The sequence below is a fragment of the Janthinobacterium sp. NKUCC08_JDC genome (assembly GCF_019345575.1).
GTDB classification, from domain to species: Bacteria; Pseudomonadota; Gammaproteobacteria; order Burkholderiales; family Burkholderiaceae_D; genus Janthinobacterium; species Janthinobacterium aestuarii.
The window spans coordinates 60,181-86,687 of record NZ_JAHKQW010000019.1 but is presented as its reverse complement, the minus strand read 5'-3'; the positions used below and the strand labels follow the sequence as shown (position 1 = coordinate 86,687).

General features: G+C 62.7%; 25 protein-coding genes, 1 other RNA gene and 1 riboswitch. Of the genes, 9 read left to right on the top strand and 17 right to left on the bottom strand.

Going from position 1 to position 26,507, the window contains the following annotated elements:
* The 3 genes from dnaX to ubiD all read right to left on the bottom strand — a co-directional run.
* On the bottom strand, positions 1-1,224 hold a 1,224-nt coding region (dnaX, locus tag KO538_RS27405), incomplete at its 3' end, for a DNA polymerase III subunit gamma/tau (RefSeq protein ID WP_219330241.1).
* Between the two features lie 239 nt (positions 1,225-1,463).
* Positions 1,464-1,562, bottom strand: an RNA gene (ffs, locus tag KO538_RS27400) — signal recognition particle sRNA small type.
* 210 nt (positions 1,563-1,772) lie between these two features.
* Positions 1,773-3,257: a 4-hydroxy-3-polyprenylbenzoate decarboxylase gene (gene ubiD / locus KO538_RS27395; protein WP_034759127.1), complete on the bottom strand. Its 1,485-nt coding sequence runs from the start codon at positions 3,255-3,257 to the stop codon at positions 1,773-1,775.
* A 478-nt stretch (positions 3,258-3,735) separates the two neighbouring features.
* On the opposite strand from ubiD, the gene KO538_RS27390 reads away from it, so the two are divergent.
* Positions 3,736-4,659, top strand: coding sequence for a lytic transglycosylase domain-containing protein (locus tag KO538_RS27390; protein WP_051992030.1), 924 nt, complete (start codon positions 3,736-3,738; stop codon positions 4,657-4,659).
* A gap of 119 nt (positions 4,660-4,778) precedes the next feature.
* Here the strand turns inward: KO538_RS27390 and nusB are convergent, their stop codons facing one another.
* From nusB to ribBA, 3 genes are all read right to left on the bottom strand, one after another.
* Complete coding sequence (gene nusB, locus KO538_RS27385) at positions 4,779-5,249, bottom strand: transcription antitermination factor NusB (protein WP_034759129.1); 471 nt, start codon at positions 5,247-5,249, stop codon at positions 4,779-4,781.
* 91 nt (positions 5,250-5,340) lie between these two features.
* A complete protein-coding gene (gene ribH / locus KO538_RS27380; protein WP_034759563.1) occupies positions 5,341-5,823 on the bottom strand; it encodes a 6,7-dimethyl-8-ribityllumazine synthase in 483 nt (160 codons plus the stop codon).
* Positions 5,824-5,996: 173 nt separating this feature from the next.
* Positions 5,997-7,118 (bottom strand): bifunctional 3,4-dihydroxy-2-butanone-4-phosphate synthase/GTP cyclohydrolase II, encoded by a 1,122-nt coding sequence (gene ribBA, locus KO538_RS27375; protein WP_034759133.1) that lies wholly within the window; start codon positions 7,116-7,118, stop codon positions 5,997-5,999.
* A 445-nt stretch (positions 7,119-7,563) separates the two neighbouring features.
* Between ribBA and KO538_RS27370 the strand changes: the two genes are divergently transcribed.
* Entirely contained in the window at positions 7,564-7,989 is a 426-nt protein-coding gene (locus tag KO538_RS27370; RefSeq protein ID WP_034759136.1) for an OsmC family protein, read from the top strand.
* Here the strand turns inward: KO538_RS27370 and KO538_RS27365 are convergent.
* The 11 genes from KO538_RS27365 to glyA form a co-directional block, all read right to left on the bottom strand.
* Positions 7,986-9,356, bottom strand: a complete 1,371-nt coding sequence (locus tag KO538_RS27365) for a hypothetical protein (protein ID WP_219330240.1) — start codon at positions 9,354-9,356, stop codon at positions 7,986-7,988. The two genes, KO538_RS27370 and KO538_RS27365, sit on opposite strands and share 4 nt — an antisense overlap.
* A gap of 99 nt (positions 9,357-9,455) precedes the next feature.
* Positions 9,456-10,091 (bottom strand): riboflavin synthase, encoded by a 636-nt coding sequence (locus KO538_RS27360; protein WP_034786589.1) that lies wholly within the window; start codon positions 10,089-10,091, stop codon positions 9,456-9,458.
* Between the two features lie 27 nt (positions 10,092-10,118).
* A complete protein-coding gene (gene ribD / locus KO538_RS27355; protein WP_374106896.1) occupies positions 10,119-11,219 on the bottom strand; it encodes a bifunctional diaminohydroxyphosphoribosylaminopyrimidine deaminase/5-amino-6-(5-phosphoribosylamino)uracil reductase RibD in 1,101 nt (366 codons plus the stop codon).
* Between the two features lie 39 nt (positions 11,220-11,258).
* Positions 11,259-11,789 carry a GspH/FimT family protein gene (locus KO538_RS27350; protein WP_219330239.1) on the bottom strand — a complete coding sequence of 177 codons (531 nt, stop codon included), beginning with the start codon at positions 11,787-11,789 and terminating at the stop codon, positions 11,259-11,261.
* A 66-nt stretch (positions 11,790-11,855) separates the two neighbouring features.
* Positions 11,856-12,356 carry a type IV pilin protein gene (locus KO538_RS27345; RefSeq protein WP_219330238.1) on the bottom strand — a complete coding sequence of 167 codons (501 nt, stop codon included), beginning with the start codon at positions 12,354-12,356 and terminating at the stop codon, positions 11,856-11,858.
* 59 nt (positions 12,357-12,415) lie between these two features.
* The gene (locus tag KO538_RS27340; RefSeq protein ID WP_219330237.1) at positions 12,416-16,276 is read right to left on the bottom strand and encodes a pilus assembly protein; all 3,861 of its coding nucleotides are present in this window, start codon (positions 16,274-16,276) and stop codon (positions 12,416-12,418) included.
* Positions 16,273-16,857, bottom strand: a complete 585-nt coding sequence (locus tag KO538_RS27335) for a PilX N-terminal domain-containing pilus assembly protein (RefSeq protein WP_374106895.1) — start codon at positions 16,855-16,857, stop codon at positions 16,273-16,275. Before KO538_RS27335 ends, KO538_RS27340 begins: the two co-directional genes overlap by 4 nt.
* A gap of 84 nt (positions 16,858-16,941) precedes the next feature.
* Positions 16,942-17,910: a PilW family protein gene (locus KO538_RS27330; protein WP_219330235.1), complete on the bottom strand. Its 969-nt coding sequence runs from the start codon at positions 17,908-17,910 to the stop codon at positions 16,942-16,944.
* Positions 17,907-18,476 carry a type IV pilus modification protein PilV gene (gene pilV, locus KO538_RS27325; RefSeq protein WP_219330234.1) on the bottom strand — a complete coding sequence of 190 codons (570 nt, stop codon included), beginning with the start codon at positions 18,474-18,476 and terminating at the stop codon, positions 17,907-17,909. The genes KO538_RS27330 and pilV overlap by 4 nt, the downstream gene beginning before the upstream one ends.
* Before the next feature lie 215 nt (positions 18,477-18,691).
* Positions 18,692-19,153, bottom strand: coding sequence for a transcriptional regulator NrdR (nrdR, locus tag KO538_RS27320; RefSeq protein WP_034759169.1), 462 nt, complete (start codon positions 19,151-19,153; stop codon positions 18,692-18,694).
* 143 nt (positions 19,154-19,296) lie between these two features.
* Positions 19,297-20,544, bottom strand: coding sequence for a serine hydroxymethyltransferase (glyA, locus tag KO538_RS27315; RefSeq protein WP_034759173.1), 1,248 nt, complete (start codon positions 20,542-20,544; stop codon positions 19,297-19,299).
* 111 nt (positions 20,545-20,655) lie between these two features.
* Positions 20,656-20,780, bottom strand: a riboswitch (ZMP/ZTP riboswitch).
* 283 nt (positions 20,781-21,063) lie between these two features.
* Here glyA and ybgC point away from each other — a divergent pair.
* From ybgC to ybgF, 7 genes are all read left to right on the top strand, one after another.
* Positions 21,064-21,465 (top strand): tol-pal system-associated acyl-CoA thioesterase, encoded by a 402-nt coding sequence (ybgC, locus tag KO538_RS27310; RefSeq protein ID WP_051992036.1) that lies wholly within the window; start codon positions 21,064-21,066, stop codon positions 21,463-21,465.
* A gap of 47 nt (positions 21,466-21,512) precedes the next feature.
* Positions 21,513-22,202, top strand: coding sequence for a protein TolQ (gene tolQ / locus KO538_RS27305; protein WP_034759183.1), 690 nt, complete (start codon positions 21,513-21,515; stop codon positions 22,200-22,202).
* Between the two features lie 15 nt (positions 22,203-22,217).
* Positions 22,218-22,658: an ExbD/TolR family protein gene (locus KO538_RS27300; RefSeq protein WP_223278896.1), complete on the top strand. Its 441-nt coding sequence runs from the start codon at positions 22,218-22,220 to the stop codon at positions 22,656-22,658.
* Between the two features lie 48 nt (positions 22,659-22,706).
* A complete protein-coding gene (gene tolA / locus KO538_RS27295) occupies positions 22,707-23,726 on the top strand; it encodes a cell envelope integrity protein TolA (protein ID WP_080698819.1) in 1,020 nt (339 codons plus the stop codon).
* A 5-nt stretch (positions 23,727-23,731) separates the two neighbouring features.
* Positions 23,732-25,000: a Tol-Pal system beta propeller repeat protein TolB gene (gene tolB, locus KO538_RS27290; protein ID WP_034759574.1), complete on the top strand. Its 1,269-nt coding sequence runs from the start codon at positions 23,732-23,734 to the stop codon at positions 24,998-25,000.
* Between the two features lie 43 nt (positions 25,001-25,043).
* Positions 25,044-25,565 (top strand): peptidoglycan-associated lipoprotein Pal, encoded by a 522-nt coding sequence (pal, locus tag KO538_RS27285; protein ID WP_034759187.1) that lies wholly within the window; start codon positions 25,044-25,046, stop codon positions 25,563-25,565.
* A gap of 134 nt (positions 25,566-25,699) precedes the next feature.
* Positions 25,700-26,458 carry a tol-pal system protein YbgF gene (ybgF, locus tag KO538_RS27280; RefSeq protein ID WP_034759191.1) on the top strand — a complete coding sequence of 253 codons (759 nt, stop codon included), beginning with the start codon at positions 25,700-25,702 and terminating at the stop codon, positions 26,456-26,458.
* The last annotated feature ends 49 nt before the right edge of the window (positions 26,459-26,507 follow it).

Here is a 26,507-nt window from a genome sequence, read left to right as displayed (position 1 = left end):
GTTCGTGGCGGCGCGGGCGGCCGGTGCGGATGCGCCGGCGGCGGCGCGCGCGGCGGCCACGGCCGCGGGACGGTTGCCCGATACAGAAGCTGGCGCTGCCGCCGGCACGCCATCGGCGCCGCCTATGCCGGGCCGAAAGGCCAGCATGCGCAGCAAGGTCATGGTAAAGCCCGCATATTCGTCGGGCGCCAGGCCCAGTTCATTGCGGCCATGCACGGCGATCTGGTAAAACAGCTGGACTTCTTCCGCGTCAAACGCGGCAGCCAAACGGACGATGTCCGCGTACTCAGGCAGATCCTGCGGCAAGGCGGCGGGCACGGTTTGCGCCAGCGCAATGCGGTGCAACAAGGTGCCCAGGTCTTGCAGGGCGCCGTTGTACGACAGGCTGCGCGACGCCATCTCGTCGGCCACGGCCAGCAGATCGGCGCCATCCTGCTGCGCCAGCGCGTCGAGCAGGCGCACCAGATACGATTGGTCGAGCGCACCGAGCATGCCTTGCACGGCATCCAGGGTGACCGCGCCGGCCGCATACGCAATGGCCTGGTCCGTCAAGGACAGCGCATCGCGCATGGAACCGTGGGCGCCCTGGGCCAGCAGGCGCAAGGCCGGCTGTTCAAAGGTGATGCCCTCTTGTCCCAGGATATTGTCCAGGTGGCTGATGATGTGGCCGGGCGGCATCTGCTTGAGGTTGAACTGCAGGCAGCGCGACAGCACGGTCACTGGAATCTTTTGCGGGTCCGTCGTGGCCAGGATGAACTTGACATGCTCGGGCGGTTCTTCCAGGGTTTTGAGCATGGAGTTGAACGCGTGGTTCGTCAGCATGTGCACCTCATCGATCATATAGACCTTGAAGCGCGCATTGCTTGGCGCATACACGGCTTGCTCGAGCAGCTGCGCCATTTCATCGACGCCGCGGTTCGACGCCGCATCCATCTCTATATAGTCGACAAAGCGCCCCGCGTCGATCGCCGTGCACGCTTCGCACTGGCCGCAAGGCTGGGCCGTGATGCCGCCCGTGCCATCGGGGCCGATGCAATTGAGCGACTTGGCCAGGATGCGCGACAGGGTCGTCTTGCCGACGCCGCGCGTGCCCGTGAACAGATAGGCGTGATGCAATCGGCCGCTGTGCAAGGCATGCGTGAGCGCGCGCACGACGTGCTCCTGGCCGACGAGCGTCTCGAAATTCTTGGGGCGGTATTTACGGGCGAGGACTTGATAGGACATGCTGAGATTTTACCATGCGATTTTGCGGGTGATCCTGCGCGGCGGGCGCAAGCCTCATGGCCGGGCCAGGACAAATCTGGCAAACGCGGCAAAGCAGCAATTGTATAACATGGCCAGCTAGAAACAGTGAAAACACGGCAAGACCGGCAATGCTGCGGGTCAGCAAGAAAACGGGGCCGTAAAAGCAAAAAAGCTGCCCATGGCAGCTTGATTGTTGATCCTGATAAAACATTCCCGAAGGAGGCGAGCCTGATCTGCGGCACTCATGGTTAATAGCCGTGGCTGCTTCGTTCCCGACCTGACCAGGTTAGCCATGCCACGATGCGCAGGGGCCCGCCAGGGACAATTATAACCGACCTGCGCAAGATTGGGAAATTGCCGTGTGAATGCTGCGTAGGTCGGCGTAGGTGGGCGTAGGTCGGCTTAGGCCGCAGGCCGTAAGCCGACACTGCCAAGTATGCAGGCAATGGGTATCCAAGCGCTGCAGAACAAGCAAGCACCGCAACGTCGGCTTACGCGCTGCGCGCTAAGCCGACCTACGTCACTACCTATAAACCCAGCTCCTGCCAAATCCCATCCACCTTGGCCTTCACTTCCGGCGTCATGGCAATCGTCGTGCCCCATTCGCGCGTCGTTTCGCCCGGCCATTTATTCGTCGCGTCGATACCCATCTTGCTGCCCAGGCCGCTGACCGGCGAGGCGAAGTCCAGGTAGTCGATGGGCGTGTTGTCGACCAGGGTCGTGTCGCGGATCGGATCGACACGCGTGGTGATGGCCCAGATGACTTCTTTCCAGTCGCGGATATTCACGTCTTCGTCGACCACGACGATGAACTTGGTATACATGAACTGGCGCAAGAAGCTCCACACGCCGAACATCACGCGCTTGGCGTGGCCCGCATACTGTTTCTTGATCTGCACCACGGCCATGCGGTAGCTGCAGCCTTCGGGCGGCAGATAGAAGTCGGTGATTTCACTGAACTGCTTTTGCAGCAGCGGCACGAACACTTCATTCAGCGCCAGCCCCAGCACGGCCGGCTCGTCCGGCGGTTTGCCTGTGTACGTGGAGTGGTAGATCGGATCGCGGCGCATGGTGATGCGGTCGATGGTAAACACAGGGAAACTGTCCTGCTCATTATAGTAGCCCGTGTGGTCGCCATACGGCCCTTCCAGCGCATGCTCGTAGCCGCTCGGATGGTTTTCGTCCGGATAGATATGGCCTTCGAGCACGATTTCGGCCGATGCCGGCACGCGCAGCTCGCTGCCGATGGCTTTCACCAGCTCCGTGCGGCTGCCGCGCAGCAAGCCGGCGAACTGATATTCGGACAGGCTGTCGGGCACCGGCGTGACGGCCCCTAATATAGTAGCGGGATCGGCACCGAGCGCGACGGCGATCGGATACGGCTTGCCCTTGCTTTGAATCGCGTGCTCGCGGAAGTCCAGCGCCCCGCCCCGGTGCGCCAGCCAGCGCATGATGACCTTATTGCGTCCCAGCACTTGCTGGCGGTAGATGCCGAGGTTTTGCCGCTTCTTGTTCGGCCCCTTGGTAATCACCAGGCCCCAGGTGATCAGGGGGGCGACGTCGCCGGGCCAGCAATGCTGGATCGGCAGGCGCGCGAGGTCGACGTCGTTGCCTTCCCAAACGATTTCCTGGCACTTCGCGCCGCGCAACTCCTTCGGCGACATGTCCCACACGGATTTCACCAGCGAGCCCAGGCCCAGCAGATCCTTGAAATCCTTCGGCGGTTCCGGTTCCTTCAAGCGCGCCAGCACATGGCCGATCTTGCGCAACTCGCTGACGTCTTCCGCGCCCATGCCCAGCGCCACGCGGCGCGTGGTGCCGAACAGGTTGCCCAGCACCGGCATGGTGTATCCCGTCGGATTATTGAACAGCAAGGCCGGTCCGCCCGCGCGCAAGGTGCGGTCGCACACTTCCGTCATCTCCAAAATCGGTGAAATGGGGGTCGAAATGGGCTTAAGTTCACCCATTTGTTGCAGTTGAGAAATAAAATCTCGTAAATCTGAATATTTCATGTGTTTTTAATTTTTTTTGACGTCGGACGCCGTTGCTGAAGGATCTATGCCAAGTAATTGATTTTATTGGCTTTTGGCACAATGCAAGTCAAAAAGTAAGACATAAAAGTAATAAAGAAACGATTCGTTAGTATTGACTTGATATAAAACGGCTTCTACAATTCGCCCAACTTGAAAGAGCACGCCGGCCCAGAGCTTGATTTTAGCGTTTCTCTTTCATTCACGGAGTCGGGGCTCCACATGACATTTTAAGGAGTGTTTTCAAAAGGCGTCTGCCTTACCCCCGGTAAAAGTTGTATTGCGACTGATCCAATACCAGCATGGGACCGATCAGCTCAAGCAAGCAATGACGGCGTTTCTCGCACGCATCCATACGCGGCGGAAACGATGATATTTCTGATGCACGGCATTGGCAGTACCCACAACACCGCGACACCGCGGAGGGACTGCCTGTTGACGCGACATTTCGGGGAACTCTATGACTCATCGTAGCACTGAAGCAGCATTACCTGCTTCAACCGTGGCTGGCCAGCCAGCGTTGGCGCGTTTGCGCGCCCGCGCACAAGCCATTTCGGCACGTGGCGTATTGACCACTGCACAACACACACTGACAGTCTTTGGCATTTCCGCCCTGGCACTGATCGCCCTGCTGATGTTCCGCCCTGACCTGGGCAAGCAACTGACGCACAGCCTGTTCCCGCTGCCGATGGCAGAAGCGCAAGCCGTTGAAGCGCCGGCCCTGTCGGCACTGATGGAAGCGCCCGCTTCCGTGCAAACGGCCGCCGCCAGCGACGCACCGCTGAGCAAGGAAGAAAAAGCCTTGCTGGGCACGCAAAAGCAGCAGCAATGGGTTACCAACTGGCTCTCCAAGCGCTACCGCGTGGCCAACGACGCGACCAATATGCTCGTCTCGACGGCTTACCTGACGGCCCGCGAAATCAAGCTGGACCCACTGCTGATCCTGGCCGTGATGGCCATCGAATCGGGCTTGAACCCGTTCGCGGAAAGCCCGGTCGGCGCACAAGGCTTGATGCAAGTCATGTCGAAAGTGCACCATGAGCGCTTCCAGGAAATGGGCGGCGTGCAAGCAGCCCTGAACCCCGTCGCCAACATCCGCGTCGGCTCCCTGATCCTGAAAGACTACGTCACGCGTGGCGGTTCCGTCGAAGCGGGCTTGAAAACCTACGTGGGCGCCGCCAACTTCGCCACCGACTCGGGCTACGGCTCGCGCGTGCTGGCCGAATACCGCCGCCTGAAACAAGTGTCCGCCGGCCAGCGCGTGCCGACCACGACACCGGTGATGGCATCGAACACGCCAGCGCCAGCCAAGGCACCGGCAGCGGTAGCGGAAAGCGGCATCACCATCAAAGTATTACCCCACAACGAGATCGCCGGCCTGTGACCCTTTAAAAGCCCTCACAGGGGCATCCAAAAAGCAGCACCCAGTAAAAAAGCCACCGCACGCAAGTGCCGGTGGCTTTTTTATTGCCCTGCGGCAGCAGCCGCAGGGATTACGCTATATTACTTGCGCTTATTGGCGTTGACTTCTTCCTCGCGGAATTTCACTGCCAGCTTGTCGAGCACGCCGTTCACATACTTATGGCCGTCGATACCGCCAAACGACTTGGCCAGCTCGACCGCTTCGTTGATGACGACGCGGTACGGGATTTCCATGTTGTTCTTCAGCTCGAAAGCGCCAATCAGCAGGATGCCGTGTTCGATCGGCGACAGTTCCGCGATATTGCGGTCGATCAATGGTGCCATGCTTTCGCGCAGCGCCAGCGAATCCTTGATGGCGCCGTACAGCAGCACCGTGAAATGATCGCCATCGGCCTTGTCGAAACCGTGGGCCGCGCGAATATTGTTCACGACGGTGGTCGCGTCTTCATTGTTCAGCAGCCACTGGTACAAGCCCTGCAGCGCAAACTCGCGCGCGCGGTGACGCGGCGTGCGGTTTTTGCTGGGATTGGCGAGCAAATTTTTCTCAGTCATGATTGTTACCTGTTCTTAAATACGTATTTACTGCAGATAGTGACGAATACCGCGGTGCGCTGCCAGGCAGCACACTGCGGCGCAAGCACGATTAATCCTCGTCTGTGTCTTGCAACTCTTCCAGCGCTTGCGCCAGATTGGCCATTTCCACTGCCACGCGTGCCGCTTCGGCTCCCTTGACCAGCATGCGCACTTCCGCCTGCTCATCGTTTTCGGTCGTCAACACTGCGTTGGCGATCGGGATGCCGTAATCGAGACCGACGCGCGTGATGCCCGCGCCCGATTCGTTCGATACCAGCTCGAAGTGGTAGGTTTCACCGCGAATCACGGCGCCCAGTGCGATCAGGGCGTCGAATTGCTCGGTTTCTGCCATTTTTTGCAGAATCAGTGGGATTTCCAGGGCGCCCGGCACGGTCACGTGCAGGATATCTTCATCGGCCACGCCCAGCTTGCTCAACTCTTCCAGGCATGCCGACAGCAAGCCACCACCGACGATTTCATTGAATCGTGCCTGGACGATACCGACGCGCAAACCTTCGCCGGCAAAATTGGTTTCATATGCTCCTACTGTCATCATAAGCCTCTTTAATCTGGTGGTTCAGGGCGACACACACATGCCGCCATCGTTTACTCTCACATTGACGCCTGACAAAATCGTAGCGAGCGGCAGCGAGTTGTGGTCGAGAAGCGCAACTGTACGAAGGTACAGTGAGCATCGCAGGCCGCAAATCGCGACGCGCAGTAGATTTAGTTAGGCGTCTGGCCAGGATGGCACTGAAAACCTGTTACTTCCAGGTCGAAACCGACCATCGACGGCATCTTGCGGGGGCTGGCCAGCAATTGCATCTTGCTCACGCCCAGGTCGCGCAGGATTTGCGCGCCGATGCCATAGCTGCGCAAGTCCATGCTGGCGGCGCGGCCTTTCGGCTTGGCTTGCGGCGTGTCCAGGGCGGCGAACTGGGCAAACAGCTCGCTCGACGTCTCGCCGCAGTTCAGCAAGACCATCACGCCACGCTCGGCCTGCTTGATGGCGGCCATCGAGGCGGCCACCGTCCACGAGTGGGTGGTCGCTTCGCTTTCCAGCACGTCCAGCAGGGAAACGGGCTGGTGCACGCGCACCAGCGCTTCCAGGCCTGGAGCCAGGTCGCCATGCACGAGGGCCAGATGGGCCGACGCGCTGGGCTTGTCGCGGAAGGCGATCAAACGGAATTCGCCATGCGCCGTGTGCAGGGTGCGCTCGGCAACGCGTTCGACCAGGGACTCGGTCTGGCTGCGGTAATGGATCAGGTCGGCAATCGTGCCGATTTTCAGGCCATGTTGCTCGGCAAACACCAGCAAGTCCGGCAGGCGCGCCATGGTGCCGTCGTCCTTCATGATTTCGCAAATCACGGATGCGGGCGTCAAGCCGGCCATGGCCGTCAGGTCGCAACCGGCTTCCGTATGGCCTGCGCGCATTAGCACGCCGCCCTTTTGCGCTTTCAGCGGGAAGATATGGCCGGGCTGGACGATATCGCTGGGCTGCGTGCCCTTGGCAACAGCCACCTGGATGGTCTTGGCGCGGTCGGCGGCGGAAATGCCCGTCGTCACGCCTTCGGCCGCTTCGATGGAGACCGTGAAATTGGTACCGTAGGCGGTGCCGTTGCGCGAGGTCATCATCGACAGGTTCAGCTCGTCGCAACGCTCTTCCGTCAGGGTCAGGCAAACCAGGCCACGCGCATGCGTGATCATGAAATTGATGGCTTCAGGCGTCACGAAATCGGCGGCAAGCACCAGATCGCCTTCATTTTCCCGGTCTTCTTCATCGACCAGTATCACCATGCGGCCGGCGCGCAATTCAGCGACGATCTCTTCGGTGCTGGATATAGACATTGTTCATCCTCTTATGACGCCTGCCAAAACCTGCTGCGCGTCGGTATAGGCGGCCTGCGATGCTCACCGTACCTTCGTACGGTTGCGCTTCTCGGCCACCTCTCCCTTCCGCTCGCGACGGTTTTGCCAGGCGTTGTTAATGTAACTAAAAACTGAACCTAAACCTGAAACATCAAGCGAGAATATTCCGCGAATTTCCGGGAATTTTCTTATAACCTGCTATTTTAAAGGATTTAGCGCTTGCAGACCTGAAATAAGACAGTCCAGCAACACCAATAGGCAGGCCGCCTCCCTGCCTGCCCTACAAAGCGCCGATTCCCCGATCCGGCGCACACGGCGGCGGCAAAGCGCGCGCCGCCGGCCTTGCAAAGAGCATAAGATCAGCCAGTCACCGCCACGGCGCTGATACCCCACTCGCAGCGACACCCCACACAGGAGCGGCAATATGAAAACCAACGGATCGGCAATCTGGTCAGGCGGCATCAAGGATGGCAAGGGCGCCATCAGCACGCGCAGCGGCGCCTTGCAGGAATATCCCTATGGCTTTGCCAGCCGCTTCGAAGGCAAGCCGGGCACGAATCCCGAGGAATTGATCGGCGCCGCCCACGCGGGCTGTTTCACCATGGCCCTGTCGCTGATCCTCGGCGAAGCGGGCCTGACGGCGGAAAAGATGGAGACGACGGCCGAAGTGACCCTCGACAAGGTGGACGACGGCTTCGCCATCACGGCCGTCCACCTGATCCTCAAAGCGAAGATACCGGGCGCCGACCAGGCCAAATTCGAGGAATTGACGGGCAAGGCTAAGGCCGGCTGCCCCGTATCGAAGCTGCTGAAAGCCAACATCACCCTGGACGCCACCCTGCTGCCCTAGATTTTAGGCACGGGCTTGACAGGTTCCACGGCAGCGACGGGCGCCACCAGCGGCAGGCGCGAGTCGCTGGCCGGCACTGGCCGGTTCATCAAGCCGGGATTCAGGGCTGCATTGTTCAGGTTATAGGCGGCAATGGCCGCCGCCACGGATGGGTCTTGCGATGAGGGCAAGGGCACGGCCTGGCCCGCTGCTTGCGCGGCTTGCTGCTGCGCCTGGGCATTTTGCTGGGCCAGCTGGGCCTGGGCCGTCGCCTCCAGTCCTGCTTGCGCCTGTAACTGGGTATCGCGCGCCTGGGTCTGCGCACGCGCGGCCTCTGCCTGCGCACGCAGCTGGGCATCGCTGTCGGCCAGCTGTGCCGAGGTCAGCCGTGCACGCTCCATCGCATCGGCTGCCGCCTGTGCCTGCTCTTCGCGCTGCGTCTGTTGCAATTGATCCTGGCGCAATGCGTCCAGGCGCTGCGTGTCGATATCCTGGGCGTCAAAACGCTGCTGGCTGGCCCTCTGCGCCTGCTGCAAGTCCTGCCCGGTTGTCGCCGGTGGCGGCCGCAACTCCTGCAAGTCCAGATTCAGCTCTTCCGCTTCCAGTTGCTGCTGCAGTTCCAGCTGCCGCTGTGCGATGGCAGCCGTTTGCGGCGGCGCCACGTCGACGGCCTGCGGCTGCGTGGCTTGCGACGCCTGCGTGGCGCTGGATGACAATGTTTCGCCCGTCAGATCCGCTTCGACATTGGCCTCCAGCGGCGCGCCCTGCTGCCGGGCCAGCACGGCGCCCACCTGCGCCAGCACGTCCGTTCCCTGTTGCAAGGCGTCGAGGGTGGCATTGCTGTCGGCCGCATAGGCGGCTTGCAACGTTGGCGCATCGACATCTTCATTGCGCAAGTCGATGCCGATACGGGCCAGCTGCGCTTGCGTGAGCAAGCTGCCGTCCTGCGCCAGCGCGGCAGCCGCATCCGTCGTGCCGTCGCGCGACAATAAATCGTAGCGCTGCGCCAGGCTGCCCGGCGTGTCGCCGGCCGTCGCCAGTTGGCTGGCGTCGATGCCGCTCGTTTGCAGCTGGGCGAACGATTCCGTCAACTGCCGCGCCAGCGCCAGCAAGTCGTCATTGACATTCACGGGAGTATTTGCCGCCCTGGCCTCTTCCGTGGCGCCTTGCAAGGCCAGCAGTTGCCGGCGCGACAAGGCCACGCCGGACAGGAACTGGCCCAGCGGGGAGATGTCGACCTGGGTCGAGGACTGGATGGCAAGGGCCGCCGCCGCGCTGGACGGCGGCACGGGCAGCGCAGGTGCCAGCGGCGCCAGCGGTACCGTCTCGCCCACGCGGGACGTGGCCGGGATGGTGTTGGGCACGGTTGCGCGCGAAATCGGGTCCATGGCTAGCCTCCACTGCGGAAAGCTTCATAGTATGCGCGTCTGAAAGAAAAGCAACACACGCTTGGCAAGGCCGCTGGTGTGCTGCTTCAAGCTGTGGTGTTAAGCGGCAGCCTTGTCCAAGGACAACATGCGCTCGACATAGCGGGCGATCAGGTCGATTTCCAGGTTGACCTTGCCATCGACCGTCAAGTGTTTCAGGGTCGTCATGGCAATCGTGTGCGGGATCAGGTTGATCGAGAAACGGCAGCCGTTGACGGCGCCCGCGCCCAAGTCTTCCACCCGGTTGACGGTCAGGGACACGCCATTGACGACGACGGAACCCTTGAAGGCCAGGTATTTCGCCAGCTCATGGGGCGCTTCGATCACCAGTTCCCACGATTCGCCCACGGCTTCGAACTTGCGCACGATGCCCAGGCCGTCAACGTGGCCGGAGACCAGGTGCCCCCCCAAGCGCTCGGCCAGGGTCAGGGCTTTTTCCAGGTTCACTTCCGTGGTGGTATCGAGGCCCACGGTGCAATTGAGGCTTTCACGCGAGACATCGACGGCGAAACCCGTGTCCGATTTTTCCACCACCGTCATGCAGGCGCCATTGATGGCGATCGAATCGCCCAGGGCCACATCGGCCAGCGGCAAGCCGCCCGCGTGGATGTTCAGGCGCACGCCTGCATCGAGGCCGCCGTCGAGCGGCTGCACGGTTTCAATCTTGCCGATGGCGGCAACAATTCCTGTAAACATGAACTAACCCTATAAAGTGTAAAAGTATTAATTGCGCTGGGCGAATCTTGCAAGGATACGCACATCTTCGCCCACTTGCTGAACCTGGTGAAATTGCAAAGTGCGCTGTTGCTTGATATCCGTCAATGCGGGCAAGTCAAACATGCCTTGCGCATCGCCCAGCAAGGTGGGCGCCAGGTAGACCAGCAACTCGTCGACGCAGCCTTCGCGTATCAGCGAACCATTCAGCTTGGCGCCGGCCTCGACGTGGACTTCATTGATTTGCCGCCGTCCCAGTTCCAGCATCAGCGCGGGCAGGTCGACCTTGCCGTCCCCGTTCGGCAGCACGATGACTTCCGCACCGAGCGCCTGCAGCTGCGCTTCCTTTTCCGGGTTGGCGACGGCCGCCACGATCCACGTGCCGCCACCTTGCAGGATGCGCGCGTCGAGGCTGATGTCGAGCCGGCTGTCGACGACGATGCGGCGCGGCTGGCGCGGCGTCTCCACGGCGCGCACGTTCAGTTGCGGGTCGTCCGCCTTGACCGTGCCGATGCCCGTCAGGATGGCGCAGGCGCGCGCGCGCCACGCGTGGCCGTCGGCGCGCGCCTGCGGCCCCGTGATCCACTGGCTTTGCCCATTGTGCAAGGCCGTCATGCCGTCCAGGCTGGCCGCCGTTTTCAGGCGCACCCACGGCTTGCCACGCTGCATGCGCGAAAAGAAGCCGATATTCATTTCATAGGCTTCGTCGGCCAGCACATCCGTGGTGACGGCGATGCCGGCCGCTTGCAGCTTGGCCAGCCCCTGCCCCGCCACCAGCGGGTTCGGGTCCGTCATGGCGGCCACGACGCGGCCCAGCCCCGCGCGCACGAGCGCATCGGAGCATGGCGGCGTGCGGCCATGGTGGTTGCACGGCTCCAGGGTGACATAGGCGGTGGCGCCGCGCACGTCGTTGCCGCGCGCCGCCGCATTGGCCAGCGCTTGCACCTCGGCATGATCCTGCCCGGCCGCCTGCGTCACGCCAGCGCCGATCACCTGGCCATCCCTGACGATCACGCAGCCGATGCGGGGATTGGGCGAGGTCGTGTACAGACCGCGCGCCGCCCATTCCAGCGCCAGGCGCATGCCATCGATATCGTTGAGTATTTCCACGGGCTTCTTTGCTTGAAGGTGAGTAATTGGTCAATCTTGCTACGAACTGTCGGCCACGCCGCTGCAATTGACCGTCTGCTGCTGCGGATCGCACACGCGCACCCTGCCCAGCATATTGATTTTAATATGGCGCACCTGCTTTCCCAAAGCCAGGGACAAGGTACCCCAGCGCGCCGCCAGGCTATTGGTCGCGCTGCAACTGCGTCCTGCGCCATTGTAGGCGATATAAAACGGCGCCGTGGCCGACGAGAACACGAACTGGGCCGTGATGCCCTCCGGCAGCGGCCCCTGGCGGAACAGCAATTCGTCATCGCCATCGAACGCCAGGCTGGCATTGCGGTCGATGAAGATCAGCCAGCCCGTGCGCCAGTCCGTGCCACCTGGCCCGGCCGGCATCAGCAGCACGCGCTGTCCCCGCGCCATCGCCTGTGCCCGCGTCAATTCGATGGCCGAGAACAAGTCCGTGGCCGCCGCGCGCACTTGCTGTCGCGCCAGCACCTGCTGCAAACTGGGCAAGGCAGCGGCCGCCAGCAGCGCGGCAATCGCCAGCACGGCCAGCAATTCGAGCATGGTATGCCCGAGGGTACGCCCGAATGTGTGCCTGCTCCGCGGTGGCCGCTTGCGCGTGGCCATGGCTTAGGGCCAGCAACGGCTGGCCGGGCCGCTGCTGCCGCGCTGGCCCGTGCTGCTCAAGGACAGGACACCGCAATCGGCATCCTGGAACTGCGCATCAACCTTGGACGTGCCCGGCATGGCACGCAGCAGCACGCATTGCCCGATCGCCAGGCCGGGACAGGCCAGCGCTTCGATTTCATATGCGCTGCCGGCGGCACCTTCTTCGCCCGACCACCACGGGAATTGCTGCGCCTGCGAAGCCGGCGACGCCGAGGAAAATGCCAGATAGTGATTGTTCTGCGAGTAATAGCGCTCCTGCTGTTGCATCAGCCGCAGCAGGGCCGCCTGCCCCTGCACCCGCTTGGCACGCACGACGTGACCGTGATAAGCGGGCACGGCCAGCGCCAGCAGCAGGCTCATGATCGCCAGCGCGGACAGCAGTTCGATCAGGCTGAAGCCCAAGGCGGCAGACGGGGCGCCACCGTTTGCTGCGGCCCGGTTCCGGCTTGCCAGCGCTCCCATGCGACCTCCCTTCTTCCCAAAAAAGCGCCAGCCGATACGCAGCACCCGCCTTGCCGAGCCTATTTTTTCTTGGCCGCCTCGTGCAATTCGCGCCAGTTCGCCACTTCGCGCCAGCTCAGGCGCCGGGCCGGCAGCGGCGCGCTGACAACCTTGAGCACCGCCCCGCTGGCAGCGCCGGGCAAGCCCGGTTGCAGCACGGCCAGTTCCTTGCGCCCCTCGGCCCGCCCTGCCGCCGTCGCGGCACCCACCGTGCTGTTCAGTTCCAGCGCCAGCGGCGGCGCACGCGCCAGGCCATCGTACAAGCGTCCCGTCTGCGCGCCCGCCTGCACGACCCCGGCGCCATCGGCGGCAAAACCGCTCAGCACGTCGAGCACGTACAGGCGGGTGACTGGCGTGGCGCAAGGATCGCGCCCGGGGAGGACGGTATTGAACAGCACCTTGCCAGCGGTCAGCACGGCACTGTTGATGCTGCGTTCGCCCGTTTGCGCGGTATCGAGAAAATCGAGGTACCAGCCGCGCATGGCATCGCTGCCTGTGTAGCGCAGTTCGGCGCCGTCCACGCGCACGCCGCCCGCCGTCTCGCCCAGGCTGCGCTGTTCCAGGTCGGACCGGCTGCGCGTTGGGGACGACTCGCGCACATCGTCGTGCACGGCGTAAAACGACTGCGACAGAAAGGCGGCGGGCCAGGTATCGGCCGCTTCTACCAGCTTGCCCGTGCCGAACAGCAGCAGATAGCCGCCACCGGGCGCGTAGGCCACGTTCAGCTGCTGCGTCACGGGCTGGCGCCGGCCCAGCGCATCGCGCGCGACAAAGACGAGCTTGCGCCCCTGCCCATCCTTCCACGGCGGCCCGCCAGTCAAGTCGAAACGCCAGATATTGCCCTGCAAATCGCCCGCATACAGGAAAGCCAGCGCGCCGTCGCCACCCGGCACCACGGCGGGCGGGCCCAGCGCGTGGGGGGCGGCATTGGCGCCCGTATCCGCCTCGCTGTCATGGCCACCATCACCGCCACCGCTGGCCACAGGCACCTTGAGCCGGAAGTAATTACTTCCCAACGTCCATGGCGTGCCGGGCGCCTTGTCCAGCGCCAGCAGGAAGATGGCGGCGGCCGATGCGGGCGCCGTCGTGTCCTTGCCGTCATTGACATGGTTGTTATAGCCGCTGGCGACGACAGCAAAATCGCGGTAGGTCGGCGCACCCTCCTTGCCGCCCATGTTGATGCGGGCGAAAGCGGGCGGCGCACGCACGTTGCCCATCAGCCTGTCGTCGCGGTCCGTAAACTCCCACAGTGCCCCGTCTTGCGCGAAGCGGGCCGGGTCGGTGATATCAAGCGCAAACACGCCTTGCGCCCCGCCGCCCATGCCCGACACCAGCACCGTCTTCCAATGTCCGAGCGCCATTACTTCCGCCGTGACCGCCGCGCCATCGAGCAGCGGGCCAGGGCTGTAGTGAGTGCTCGCAACGGCTGACGCAGCGCGCAGCAGCGCTTGCGGCAGATAGGCAAACACTTCGCTGCCCGTGCGCGCATCGAACGCATGCAGCAAGCCATCGTTGCCTCCCAGGTACAGCATTTTTCGCCGCTGCAGCAGCGCCTTGCGGTGCACGCCATAGCTGGCGCCCGGCATGCCCAGCCCCGGCGCGCCCACGTACAGCAGATTGCCATGCGGCGCGGCACCCAGGCTGCCTGAGCGGCGCCGCAGGAAGCCGCCCGGCTGGCCCACCTCGTGCGTGCGCTGGCCCAGCAGATACGCCAGGCGCACTTCTCCCAGTCCATCGCCGCCGTCGAATGCGCCGCGCTGTTCCGCATCGAGCCCCTTCCAGGCCAGCGGCATCAGGGCGCCCTTGGCATCGAGCGTGTAGACGGGACGCAAGGCCGCTGGAGTTCCTTCCGGCACGGGCTTATCCAATCCGCCTGCGCGCCACCATGGCTTGCCGGGAAGTACTGCGCCATCGGTCCCCACGGCAAACGCGGTGCGCGACAAGCTCATGCCGCCATCGGCCAGGCGCAGCTGCGTCTGGAACCAGTATGCCTCTTCCGTCCCGCTGGCCAGCGCCATCAGGGTTGGCCCGGCAAGCGTCGCTGGCAAGGTTGCCTTGTCGGCGGACGCAAAGGCTGCGCGCAGTCCCGCGATCAGGGTGGCCGGATCGCTGCCGGGCAAATAATGGGCGGGCCAGCGGCCGTCCAGGCTCCACTCGTCCAGCGCGTTGCCCGTCGCGCTCTTGAACGGGTTGGCGTCGCCGTTCGCATCGAGAAAGCCGCCATATTTGGCTGCCAGCAGCAAGGGCGTAGAAAGGGGCATGGCGGTCGGGTCGCCCTGGCGCAAGTCGCCCGCGTAGTGCTCGACCTTGGCAACGCCGTCGTTCTTGCCACCGGGACGCAAAGCCTGCACATGCGACCAGTAAGCCAAGCCAGCCGAATGGTAGCTGGCGCCGCCCGCCCCGTCGTCCAGCAATTCCAGTGCCGCCAGGTCGGGCCGCGGCGCGGGATTGCCCTGCGCGCCGCCGCTTTCCAAGCTGCCCATCGCATGCGTCCAGGCCATCGCATCGAACGGCGGCGGCGCAAAGCCATCGGCAGCGCGTGCGCGGTCGCCATTCGATGCGGGAGCCACAGGGACATTTCCGGGCACGTAACGGTCACCAGCCATGCCAGCATCGCCGAGGCTGACGACGATGTGGCGCTGGCAACTGGCCGTTTGCGGGTCGCTCCATGGCGTCACGACCGGCAAGCCATCGTCGATGGCAGGCGGGGCCGTGGCGGGCGGCACCACAGGGCTCGCCTGCCGTCCCTGCAGGTAGCGCAGCGATTCGTACAGCAATTCAGCCAGCGGCGCCGCCTTCGCGTACACACCGGGATGCCCGGCATTGCCGCGGCCCAAGCCATTGATGTAAGCGGTCACCCCGCCGCCAGGGCCCGCAGCTTGAGACGTAGATTGAGTCGCATACACGCCGTTGGCGGGATTCCACTCGGCGTCGGCATTGTCTTGCGGCATAAAATCGGGCGCCGCCCAGCGCTGCCTGCCCACGTGGGCCAGTGGCGCGCGCAGCACGCCGCCATACACGGGGCCGGCGCTGGCGGGCTGGCCGTTCAAGTGGCCGAACACGCCTACGCGCACCCTGCCGCCATGGCGCTGCACGGCGCCCACCGGCTTGTAGTTCTTGCCATATGCGAGGCACAAGTCGTCGCGCAACGGCCCCTCTTCCGTGTCGCAAACGCGCACGCGCGCGAGGAACACGCCGTGCGAGGCCGTAGCGCCGGGCGCGTCGCAACTGCTGCCCGAGGGCAAGCTGGCGTCGCCGAACAGCAAGCGGTTGCGGCAGGAAACGATGGCCAGTTGCGCCAGCGCAAACGGCGTCGCGGCCGCCACGCCGGTCTGCAGGAGCTTGCGCGGGAAAAAGACAGGGTGGGCAAAGAAGTCGATGGGATTGTCGGCATCGGGCAAATAAGCGCGCTGCAGCACCGTCTTGCGCACTTCGTCGATGACGCGGTCGCCGCCCGTCAGCGCATAGCGGACGATGTCGAGCATGCTCGTGCTGGCCCAGTTGAGAAAATTGCCGCTGAAACTGTCACCGCCGCATCCGTGCAGCGCATCGGCCGGTTTCAGCACGGAGAAGTAAGCGGTCGCTACGCGCAAGTCGGGCAGCATGACGCCGTCCTTGCTGCGGTACGGATAGCTGTAGCACATGCGCGCATGGAAGTACCCTGCGTACTCGCGCTGCGGCGCATAGTCGCCGCCATGCGCGGCAGCGGCGGCCGCATGCGTGAGGGACAGGTTGATCAGCAGATTCGGCGGCACCCTGGCGCCGTACAAACCCGTGTCGGCCCTCGCCAGCATCACGGGAGGAGCGGCAGCGACGGCGGCGCCGCAAGTCAGGAAAACCAGGCCGACCAGCAGCAGCCAGGCGTGCCAAGGCGCCCTCATGGCCCCGCTCCCACCGCCTGTTTGCGGTAATAACTTTGCAGCACGACTTTCGTGCTTTCCTGCGCCCCAAAACCGATAGCCGTGATGCGGTACACATAGCTTTCCACGGCCATACCGCCGGCCGCTGCCGTGGCCTGCGCGCCGGGTGGGTGAAACGGCAGCAGTTCGATCAGGTAGCGGGGCCGGCGCGACGGCAGGAAACCCTGCCCCGTCTGCATGACGGCGCCCGTAAACTGGCCGTATGGCACCGCGCGGCTGCCAGCATCAGCGCCATCGAGGTCCGTGCTCAGCCACAGCGCCGGTGCGTCCGGGGCGGCGGGCAGGCACAGGCCCAGTGTGCCCCCTTCCCCGCAACCGTCCGCAAACCCTGCCGCGCTGCCTGGCGCGAAGAGGCTGCTGCGTCCCGGCGCGCCGGGCAAGCCTTCGATATCGTTCTGCGCATCCACCAATGCCTCCTCCGCCGCCTGAAACGCGATCTGCCGGTCGCGCTCGCCGCGTGCCGCCTTCTCACCCTGCAAGGCCATCTGCGCCGCCGATATGCCCAGCAGCAAGATGATCACCAGCAGGCACAGCACATACACGAGGGTCGCGCCACCGTGGCGTACGCAAGATGGGCACCAAGGTTCGCACCGGCGGATGCCCCTGCCTGCCACCGCGCCGCCCGCCTAGGCCGGCCCGTTGCGCAGCATGATGCTCGTCTGCACCAGTTGCCGCAGCCGCGAGCGCGTCGCGGCGGGCAAGGATGTGCGCGCAATGCGCACGCCCGTGTCGCCGGCCGCGTGCGCCTCGGCATACACCTTGCCGAACAGGTCGAACTGCGCCGGCCCCAGTTCCGCCATCTTGTCCGCCTGGCCCGCCTCGCCATGCAGCAACAGCGCCACGCGCACGCTGGCCACGCGCTTCCAGTGCGTGCGCCGGTACAGATCGCGCTGGCGCGCGGCCGCATCCGCGCCCTCCAGTACCAATGCCGCATCGTAGGCGTCGAGCGCGCTGGCGTTGACATAGCGGTTCGCCACGCCGTCGGGCGGCGTATCCGTGTCGAGGCCATACAGCACCTGGAAACCGTCGACGCCACGGATGATGGCGTCCGCGCCCCAGCCGTTCGCGCCACGGTATTTACAACGCAGTTCGCCCTCGCCATCGGCGCCCTGCGCTACATAGAAAATGCTCCAGCCCCGCTGCGCCTGCGTTTGCGCGGCGCCCACGCCGAAACCCGCGCAATTGAGCACGGAACCGTCGCCGCCCTCTTCCTTGCCGGTGCCGTAATAGCGCAGGGCCAGCACGTCGCTGCCATGCAGGGCGCCGGGCAGCGCGCCGCTGATGCCCTCGCTGTTCTTGCCCAGGCTGCGCGCGTCGAGCCCGGCCACATTGGCACTGTCGTAATCGGCATGGGCGACGGGCGCGGCGTTGCTGTCCCAGTTTACGTACGCCGTCTGACGCACGGCGCGGGCGATGGTGTCGAGTGCATAGCGGCCGTTATCGTCCAAGCGCGCGCTGGCGGACTGGTCGCCATAGCTGCCGCTGGCGGCCAGCAGCACGCTACTGGCCGCCAGCATCAGCAGCGCGCCCAGCGACAGGGCCACCAGCAATTCGACGAGGCTCATGCCGCGATGCCGATACAGGACCTCGTTCATGCGCCGCCTCCGCTCAGCTGGAATGCCAGCCTGGGCAACGACTCGCCTGCCGCATTCACGGCAGGCGAGCCATCGGGCAGGCGGCCGCGCCAGCCCAGCTTGATAACGATGGGCGCGCCCTTGCCGCCGCTGCACGCCCACTGCAAGCCTTGGGCGGCGGCATCCCACGCGGAAGTGTCGCGGCAAATATGCAGGCGCGCGCCGGGCAAGGCCGCATGCAGCCGCTGCTTCCATTCGGCGATATCGAATTGCGCCAGTTCGGCCGCGCTGCAGGCGGTGGCGCCGAAGCAGTCGGGCGCACCGCCGCCAGCTTCAGCATCGTCCGCCGCCGCGTAGGCCACGTTCAGATAGGGATTGCCCGTGTCGGGGCCATTCATGAGTACGCTGTTCGCCCGCATGCGTTCGGCCATGCCGGCGGCCAGTTGCACGCCCGCCGACAATAGCGCCGACTCATGGCGCGCGCGCAGGGAATTCAGTTGCAGGATGCTGGCGCCCAGCAGGCCCAGCGCCAACAGCAGCAGCGACACGAGCACCTCGACGAGGCTGCTGCCACCGGCAGGAAACATAGTGCGACCGCCATTGCGCATGCGCTACTCCCTTTCGCAGAAAGAGTCGCAGGAACAGGCGGCCCAGCTACAAGATAGGCGCGCGTAAAAAGCCGGGTCTGCGCTAGCGCAAACAGCACGGCGATAAGGTGAGAAGAACAGCGTGGGTGTTGATCAGGCCGCTTGCCAGGCGAACCTGGGCGTGGTGAGCAAGAAGGCGAGCAAGAAGCCGAAGGTCAGGGCTTGCGCGCCTGCCCCACTTCGGCAATCGCATCCTGGAACTCGGCCAGGTCTTCGAAGTTCTTGTAGACGGAGGCGAAGCGGATGTAGGCGATCTTGTCCAGGCGCTTGAGTTCTTGCATGACGAGTTCGCCGATATAGCCGGAATCGACTTCGCGCAAGCCGCTGGTCAGCAGTTTTTCCTGGATGGACGCGATGGCCGTATCCACGGAGGCGGCCGCAACGGGACGCTTGCGCAAGGCCAGCATCAAACTGCCGCGCAACTTATCCGCAGCGAACTCCGTCCGGCTGCCATTCTTTTTGACGACGGCCGGCATGATAAGTTCAATGCGCTCGTACGTGGTAAAACGCTTGTCACATTTGCCGCAGCGGCGGCGGCGCCGAATGGCATCCCCTTCCTCCGATACGCGCGTATCGAGAACCTGGGTGTCGCCGTGCTGGCAAAATGGACATTTCATGGGCTGGTTACAACTTTATAGTAATAATTACGGGAAATCGCCGTCCTTGTGCAAAGGGCGCCCGAATCACTCCGGGCGCCCTTGGGCACGAAGGAATGTGTCATACAGAATCTTACTCCGTATGACACATTCTGGACAAATTATTATGCGGCGTACACAGGGTGCGCGTCGGCCAGGACTTTCACGGCCGCTTTCACGCGCTCGATGGTGGCGGCGTCATGCGGATTGTCCAGCACGTCGGCGATCAGGTTGCCCACTTCTTCCGCTTGCGCTTCCTTGAAACCGCGCGTCGTCATCGCCGGGCTGCCCAGGCGGATGCCCGAAGTGACGAATGGTTTTTGCGGGTCGTTCGGGATACCGTTCTTGTTGCAGGTGATGTGCGCGGAACCGAGGATGGCTTCGGCTTCCTTGCCCGTCAGGTTCTTGGCGCGCAGGTCGACCAGCATGACGTGCGATTCGGTACCGCCGGAAACAATGCGCAGGCCGCGCTTGATCAGGGTTTTCGCCAGCACGTCGGCGTTCTTGATCACTTGCTTCTGGTATTCGACGAATTCAGGGCTCAGCGCTTCCTTGAAGGCGACGGCCTTACCGGCGATCACGTGCATCAGCGGGCCGCCCTGGATACCAGGGAAGATGGCCGAGTTGATGGCTTTTTCGTGTTCGGCCTTCATCAGGATGATGCCGCCGCGCGGGCCGCGCAACGATTTGTGCGTGGTCGAGGTGACGAAGTCGGCGAACGGCACCGGGTTCGGGTACAGGCCGGCAGCGATCAGGCCCGCGTAGTGGGCCATGTCGACCATGAAGTAGGCGCCAACTTCCTTGGCGATCTTGCTGAAGCGTTCGAAGTCGATCTTTTTCGAGAACGCGGACGCGCCGGCGATGATCAATTTCGGCTTGCGTTCGCGGGCCAGGCGCTCCATTGCCTCGTAGTCGATGTCTTCTTCCGCCGTCAAACCGTAGGAGACGACGTCAAACCATTTGCCGGACATGTTCAGCGGCATGCCGTGGGTCAGGTGGCCGCCTTCGGCCAGCGACATACCCATGATCAGGTCGCCTGGTTTCAACATGGCGAAGAACACGCCCTGGTTCGCTTGCGAGCCGGAGTTCGGCTGCACATTCGCGCATTCGGCGCCGAACAGCTGCTTGACACGGTCGATGGCCAGTTGCTCGGCCACGTCGACGTATTCGCAGCCGCCGTAGTAGCGCTTGCCTGGATAGCCTTCGGCGTACTTGTTCGTCAGCTGCGAGCCTTGCGCTTCCATTACGGCTGGCGATGTGTAGTTCTCCGACGCGATCAGTTCGATATGATCGTGCTGGCGCGTGTTCTCTTTTTGAATGACGGCGAACAATTCAGGATCGACGTTGGCGAGGGTGTGATCTTTTGCAAACATGTAAAAACTCCAAGTATGAGGGTGCTTGTACTGGCAGATTGGATCGAATGAGGGGAGCCGGCGTTAAGTGAATAACAACATTGGACAGGCAGCCTCTTCGTGCTTTTCCATAGTGGCTACCCAGGCGAACGGCTGATGAAAAATCTCACGTTTCCCGGTGGGTGCCCACCTTTCGCCGGATTGCCGATCGCCACTCATGGAGATCGCCCGACTTTTCGCCAGTCACGTGAGACGTAATGGAATGCAAATTGTAAGTTAAGTGCCCAAATTGAGCAAGGAATGCAAGCGTGCGGCTATAATCGCCGCCCGGGCAGCACCGGCCCATCGTCTTAAGCTGGATGTAAACTTTACTCAGGCATGTAAGCGTATGTTACGGGGCTTGCCATTGCAGCCCTCCGTTTTACAATGCTGCGGTGCAACTTATATGCAGCTTTTGCATGGCTTTCCAGCAAGCGCCCACAGTCACAAGAAGAAAAATCGCGTAAAATGTTGCTCAATCTCACTACTGGCGCAATAAACATGCCTTCAGTCTTTACCTGGAACGTACGTGTCTACTATGAAGACACCGACGCCGGCGGCATCGTCTATTACGCTAACTACCTGAAATTCTTCGAGCGAGCGCGCACCGAATGGCTGCGCGCCATCGGCGTGGGCCAGCAGGAATTGCTGGAACAACACGACGCAATGTTCGTTGTCAAAAGCGTCAACGCCGACTATCATGCGCCAGCCAGGCTCGATGACACGGTAAGATTAACCTTAAACATAGAAAAAATGGGGCGCGCCTCCATCGTTTTCCTGCAACAAGCCTGGTGCGGCGACCGCCTGCTCAACACGGCCCGCGTCAAGATCGGCTGCGTCGATTCGGCACTGCGTCCGCGCGCCGTGCCTGATGCAGTCGCGGCCCGCATGCGCGCCGCCTGAGCCCTACCCGCCACCTCCGGACAATTCACCCAACAGACTGCCAGCCAATGAACGTTACACAAGATCTTTCTTTCCTCGCGCTCATCTCCAATGCCCATTTGATCGTGCAACTGATCATGGCCCTGCTGCTGCTGATTTCCCTGACCAGCTGGACCTACATTTTCCGCAAGATGTTTGCCGTGCGCCAGGCGCGCAAGCAAACCATCGAATTCGAACGCAGCTTCTGGGCCGGCGGCAACCTGCATGCGCTGCACCAGAACGCCAGCGGCAACCGCGACCAGAGCGGCGCGCTGGCCCGCATCTTCGACGCCGGCATGGGCGAATTCATCAAGGGCAAGGCTTCCTACGGTTCGCGTGAAGCGCTGGACGTCGGCGCCGTGCTCGACGGCGCACGCCGCGCCATGCGCGCTGCCTTCCAGCGTGAAATGGACGTGCTCGAATCGCACCTGGCCTTCCTCGCTTCCGTCGGTTCCGTCTCGCCGTACATCGGCCTGCTCGGTACCGTCTGGGGCATCATGAACGCCTTCCGCGGCCTGGCCAACGTGCAGCAAGCCACCCTGGCCGCCGTCGCGCCCGGCATTGCCGAAGCGCTGATCGCCACCGCCATCGGCCTGTTCGCCGCGATTCCCGCCGTCGTCGCCTACAACCGTTTTTCGCATGACATCGACCGCCTGGCGATCCGCTTCGAGAGCTTCGTCGAGGAATTCTCCAACATCTTGCAGCGCCAGTCGCGCTAAGAGGGGGCAGCGTCCATGGGTTCCTCATTCAATAGCGGCGGCATGCGCGGCGGCCGTGGCCGCAAGTTCAAGTCCGAGATCAACGTCGTGCCGTACATCGACGTGATGCTGGTGCTGCTGATCATTTTCATGGTGATGCCGTCGTCGAACAATCCCAGCGTGGTGAACTTGCCCAACGCGGAAAAATCGGCCAAACCGCCCGATGACTATATTCAGATCGTGTTGAAACCGAATGGTTCACTGTCGATCGGCGTCATCGGCAAGGAACAGCTGTCGCCGGAAACGGAACCGAACCGCGACGCCCTGCTGCGCAAGCTGCGCGGTTTGCACGAGAGCAATCCCGACTATCCCGTGATGATCGCGGGCGACAAGGAAAGCAAGTACGACGATGTGATCCAGCTCATTTCGGAAGCGAAAAAGATGGGCATTACCCGCGTTGGCCTGGCCACCAAGTAAGCGCAGCATCGTGTTTCCAGACTTGACCGTTTTTAGATAGACTAGACTTTGCAGAACAAACAAATCGACCATGTACTCGGCAAGCCCTACAGCGTGCCGCGCGAACGCAGCCGCTGGCCCTCGCTGGGCCTGGCGCTGGCGATGCACCTTGGGCTGCTGTTTTTCCTGTGGGTGGGCGTACACTGGCAAAATACGGAACCTGTCGCCGTCGAAGCGGAAGTGTGGGACATGAAAGTGCAGACGGCCGCGCCGCCGCCCGAAGTGGCGACGGAACCGGAGCCGACACCGGCCCCGCCGCCGGAACCGGAAGTGGAACAGCCGGCCCCGCCGCCACCGCCGCCGGTGGCCGCGCCCGAGCCGAAGGTCGACCTGCGCGAGGCGGAGATCGCCCTTGAGCGCAAGAAGGCCAAGCTGAAGGAAGAAAAAGAGAAAGCGGCAGCGGAAGAACGCCGCAAGCAGGAACAGAAGGAACGCGAAGAAGAAAAGCGCGAACTGGAAAAACAGAAGCAGAAAGAAAAAGACAAGGCTGAAAAGCTGGAAAAAGAAAAGGCCGACAAGCTGGAGAAAGCCAAGCAGGCCAAAGAGAAAGAAAAAGCGGCGGAAGAAAAAGCCGAGAAGGAACTGTCCGATAAAAAAGCGGCGGCGGAAAAAGCTGCCAAGGCGAAAAAAGCGGCAGAAGAGAAAAAAGCCGCCGACAAGGCACGCGCTGCGGAAATGAGCCGCATCACGGGTGCGGCGGGCGCCGGCACGACGGGCACGGCCGAGAAATCGACCGCGCCACGCAAGGACAGCGGCTATGTCGCTGCCCTGACGAGCAAGATCAAGAGCAATATCGCGTACAGCGGTAGCACGGACGTGCCGGGCAACCCGCGCGCCGTGTTCAAGATCGAGCAACTGCCAACTGGGGAAATTATTTCGGTCCGAAAGATTAAAAGTAGCGGCCTGCCGGCGTATGACAGCTCGGTGGAAAACGCCATTAATAAATCGTCGCCACTGCCGAAGAAAAAAGACGGCACCGTGGAACGCGAGATTGAACTCATATTCGAGATGAAGGATTTGCCTAAATGATGACCATGAAAAAAATGAGCTATGTCGTGCTCTGCGCCAGCCTGGTGCTGGGAGCGTCCAGCGCCCAGGCGCAGCTGCGCGTGGAGATTACGGGGATCGGCAGCAACCAGATTCCGGTGGCTGTCGCCAGCTTCGTCAATGAATCGGCGGCGCCGCAATCGCTGTCGGGCATTATCAAGGCCGACCTGGCGCGCAGCGGCGTGTTCAAGCTGATCGATGCCGATGCGCCCGTATCGGAAACGGCGCCCGTCAGCTACGAACAGTGGAAGTCGCGCGGCGCCGATGCGCTGGCGGCCGGCACCGTGCAAAGCATGGCCGATGGCCGCCTGGACGTGCGCTACAAGCTGTTCGACACCATCAAGGGCGCGCAGATTTCCAGCATGAACAATGCGGCCGCGCCGCAGTTCAACCGCTTGCTGGCGCACAAGATCGCCGACGATATCTATGAAAAGCTGACGGGCGTCAAAGGCGCGTTCGCCACGCGCATCGCCTACGTCACGCAATCGGGCCGCGAATACCGGCTGGAAGTGGCCGACGCCGATGGCGAAGGCATCCAGGTCGCGCTGCGCTCGAACGAGCCGATCATTTCGCCTGCCTGGTCGCCGGACGGCACCAAGGTCGCGTATGTGTCGTTTGAAAAGAAAAAGCCCATCGTCTACGTGCAAAACCTGGTGACGCGCCAGCGCACCATCGTGTCGAATGAAAAAGGCAGCAATTCCGCGCCGAGCTGGAGCCCGGATGGCTCGCGCCTGGCCGTGGCCCTGTCGCGCGACGGCCATACCCAGATCTACACCGTCAATGCCGACGGCAGCGGCTTGCGCCGCACCAGCACCAGCAGCGGCATCGATACGGAACCTCAATTCTCGGCCGATGGCCAAAGCATTTACTTCACCAGCGATCGCAGCGGCGGACCACAAATCTACCGTATGTCGGCCAGCGGTGGCGAAGCCAAGCGCGTGACGTTTGGCGGCTCCTACAACATCAGCCCGCGGATCTCGTCCGACGGGAAGACACTTGCTTATATTTCCCGTCGCGACGGCAATTTCCAGCTCTACGCGCTCGACCTGGCTAGTGGCCAGGAACTGCGCCTGTCGGACACCGCCAACGACGAATCACCGAGCTTTTCGCCCAACGGGAAATATATCATGTACGCGACCGAATCCGGACGACGCAAGTCGCTGGCAGTGGTATCGGTGGATGGCCGCGTCAAACAGCGTTTGACTACGCAAGCTGGCAATATCAAGGAGCCCACCTGGGGTCCTTTTATGAAGTAAATGCTGTACAGTTTCACCTTTAACCATGACCCGGAGAATAAAAATGAGTAACTTTAAAAGTTTGGCTTTCATCGCCGCTACCGCAGCTCTGCTGTCCGCCTGCAGCACCCCAGTCAAAGTAGCCGAAACCCCAGTGGTTGAGCGCGCTCCTGAAAAAGTCGCAGCTCCAGTTGACACCCGTCAAGTTCAGCCAGTGACGACCGCATCGGTCGATCCACTGGACGATCCAAAAGGCGTGCTGGCTAACCGCAGCATCTACTTCGACTTCGACAAATACGTCGTGCGCGAAGCGGACACCCCAGTCGTGCAAAACCACGCTGCTTACCTGGTGAAAACGCCTAGCCGCAAGATCCTGATCCAAGGTAACACCGATGAACGCGGTGGCGCTGAGTACAATCTGGCCCTGGGCCAGAAACGTGCTGAAGCCGTGCGCAAGTCGATGGCAGCCCTGGGCGTGCCAGAAGGCCAAATGGAAGCCGTGTCGCTGGGCAAAGAAAAGCCTAAAGCACAAGGCAGCAACGAAGCAGCATGGGCAGAAAACCGCCGCGCTGACATCGTTTATTGATGTTGACAGGTGAGCGCGGCAGCATTGGCGCTTACCTAACTGGCCAGTCATAGGCATAATAATGGGGCGCAGCGCGGTGATTCACCGCCCGGCGCCCCGTTTGCATGTTTGCGTAACCTTAGAAAGCCCGACCCATGATGACATTCTCGAAAGCCGGCGTCGCCGCCGCCTTGATGGCCGCGTTTGCCTACCTGCCCCTGCACGCCAACGCCGCCCTGTTCGATGACGACGAAGCGCGCAAGGCCATCCTCGAGCTGCGCGCCAAGGTCGACGCCATGGCGCGCGACCTGAACAGCCGCGTCGACACCAAGGCGGACAAGACCAGCACCCTGAGCCTGATCAACCAGCACGACCAGACCATGCAAGAGATCGCCCGCCTGCGCGGCCAGATCGAAGTGCTGGGCAACGACCTGGCGAATGTGCAAAAGCGCCAGAAGGATTTCTACACCGACATCGACGCGCGCCTGCGCAAGCTTGAGCCGCGCCAGGTCACCATCGACGGCCAGGAAGCGGCCGTGGGCGTATCCGAGCAAAGCGCGTACGAATCCGCGTTCGGCCTGTTCAAGTCGGGCGACTACAAGGGCGCCGTCACGGCCCTGGACGGCTTCGTGAAACGCTATCCCGAATCGGCCTACGCGGCCAACGCGCAATACTGGCTGGGCAACGCCTATTACGCCCAGCGCGACTGCAAGAGCGCCATCACGGCCCAGCAGGCAGTGCTGAAGAACTACCCGGACAGCCCGAAGGCGCCCGACGCCATGCTCAACATCGCCAGCTGCTACACAGAGCTGAAAGACAAGGCCAACGCGACCAAGACCCTGAACGCCCTGATCTCGCGCTACCCGGACTCCAGCGCGGCCCAGGCTGCCAAGGAACGGGGCGGCAAAAAGTAAAAGCGGGGAAAAAGTTGCCCGTTAGGTTTGACAGAATCCCGGGCACCCC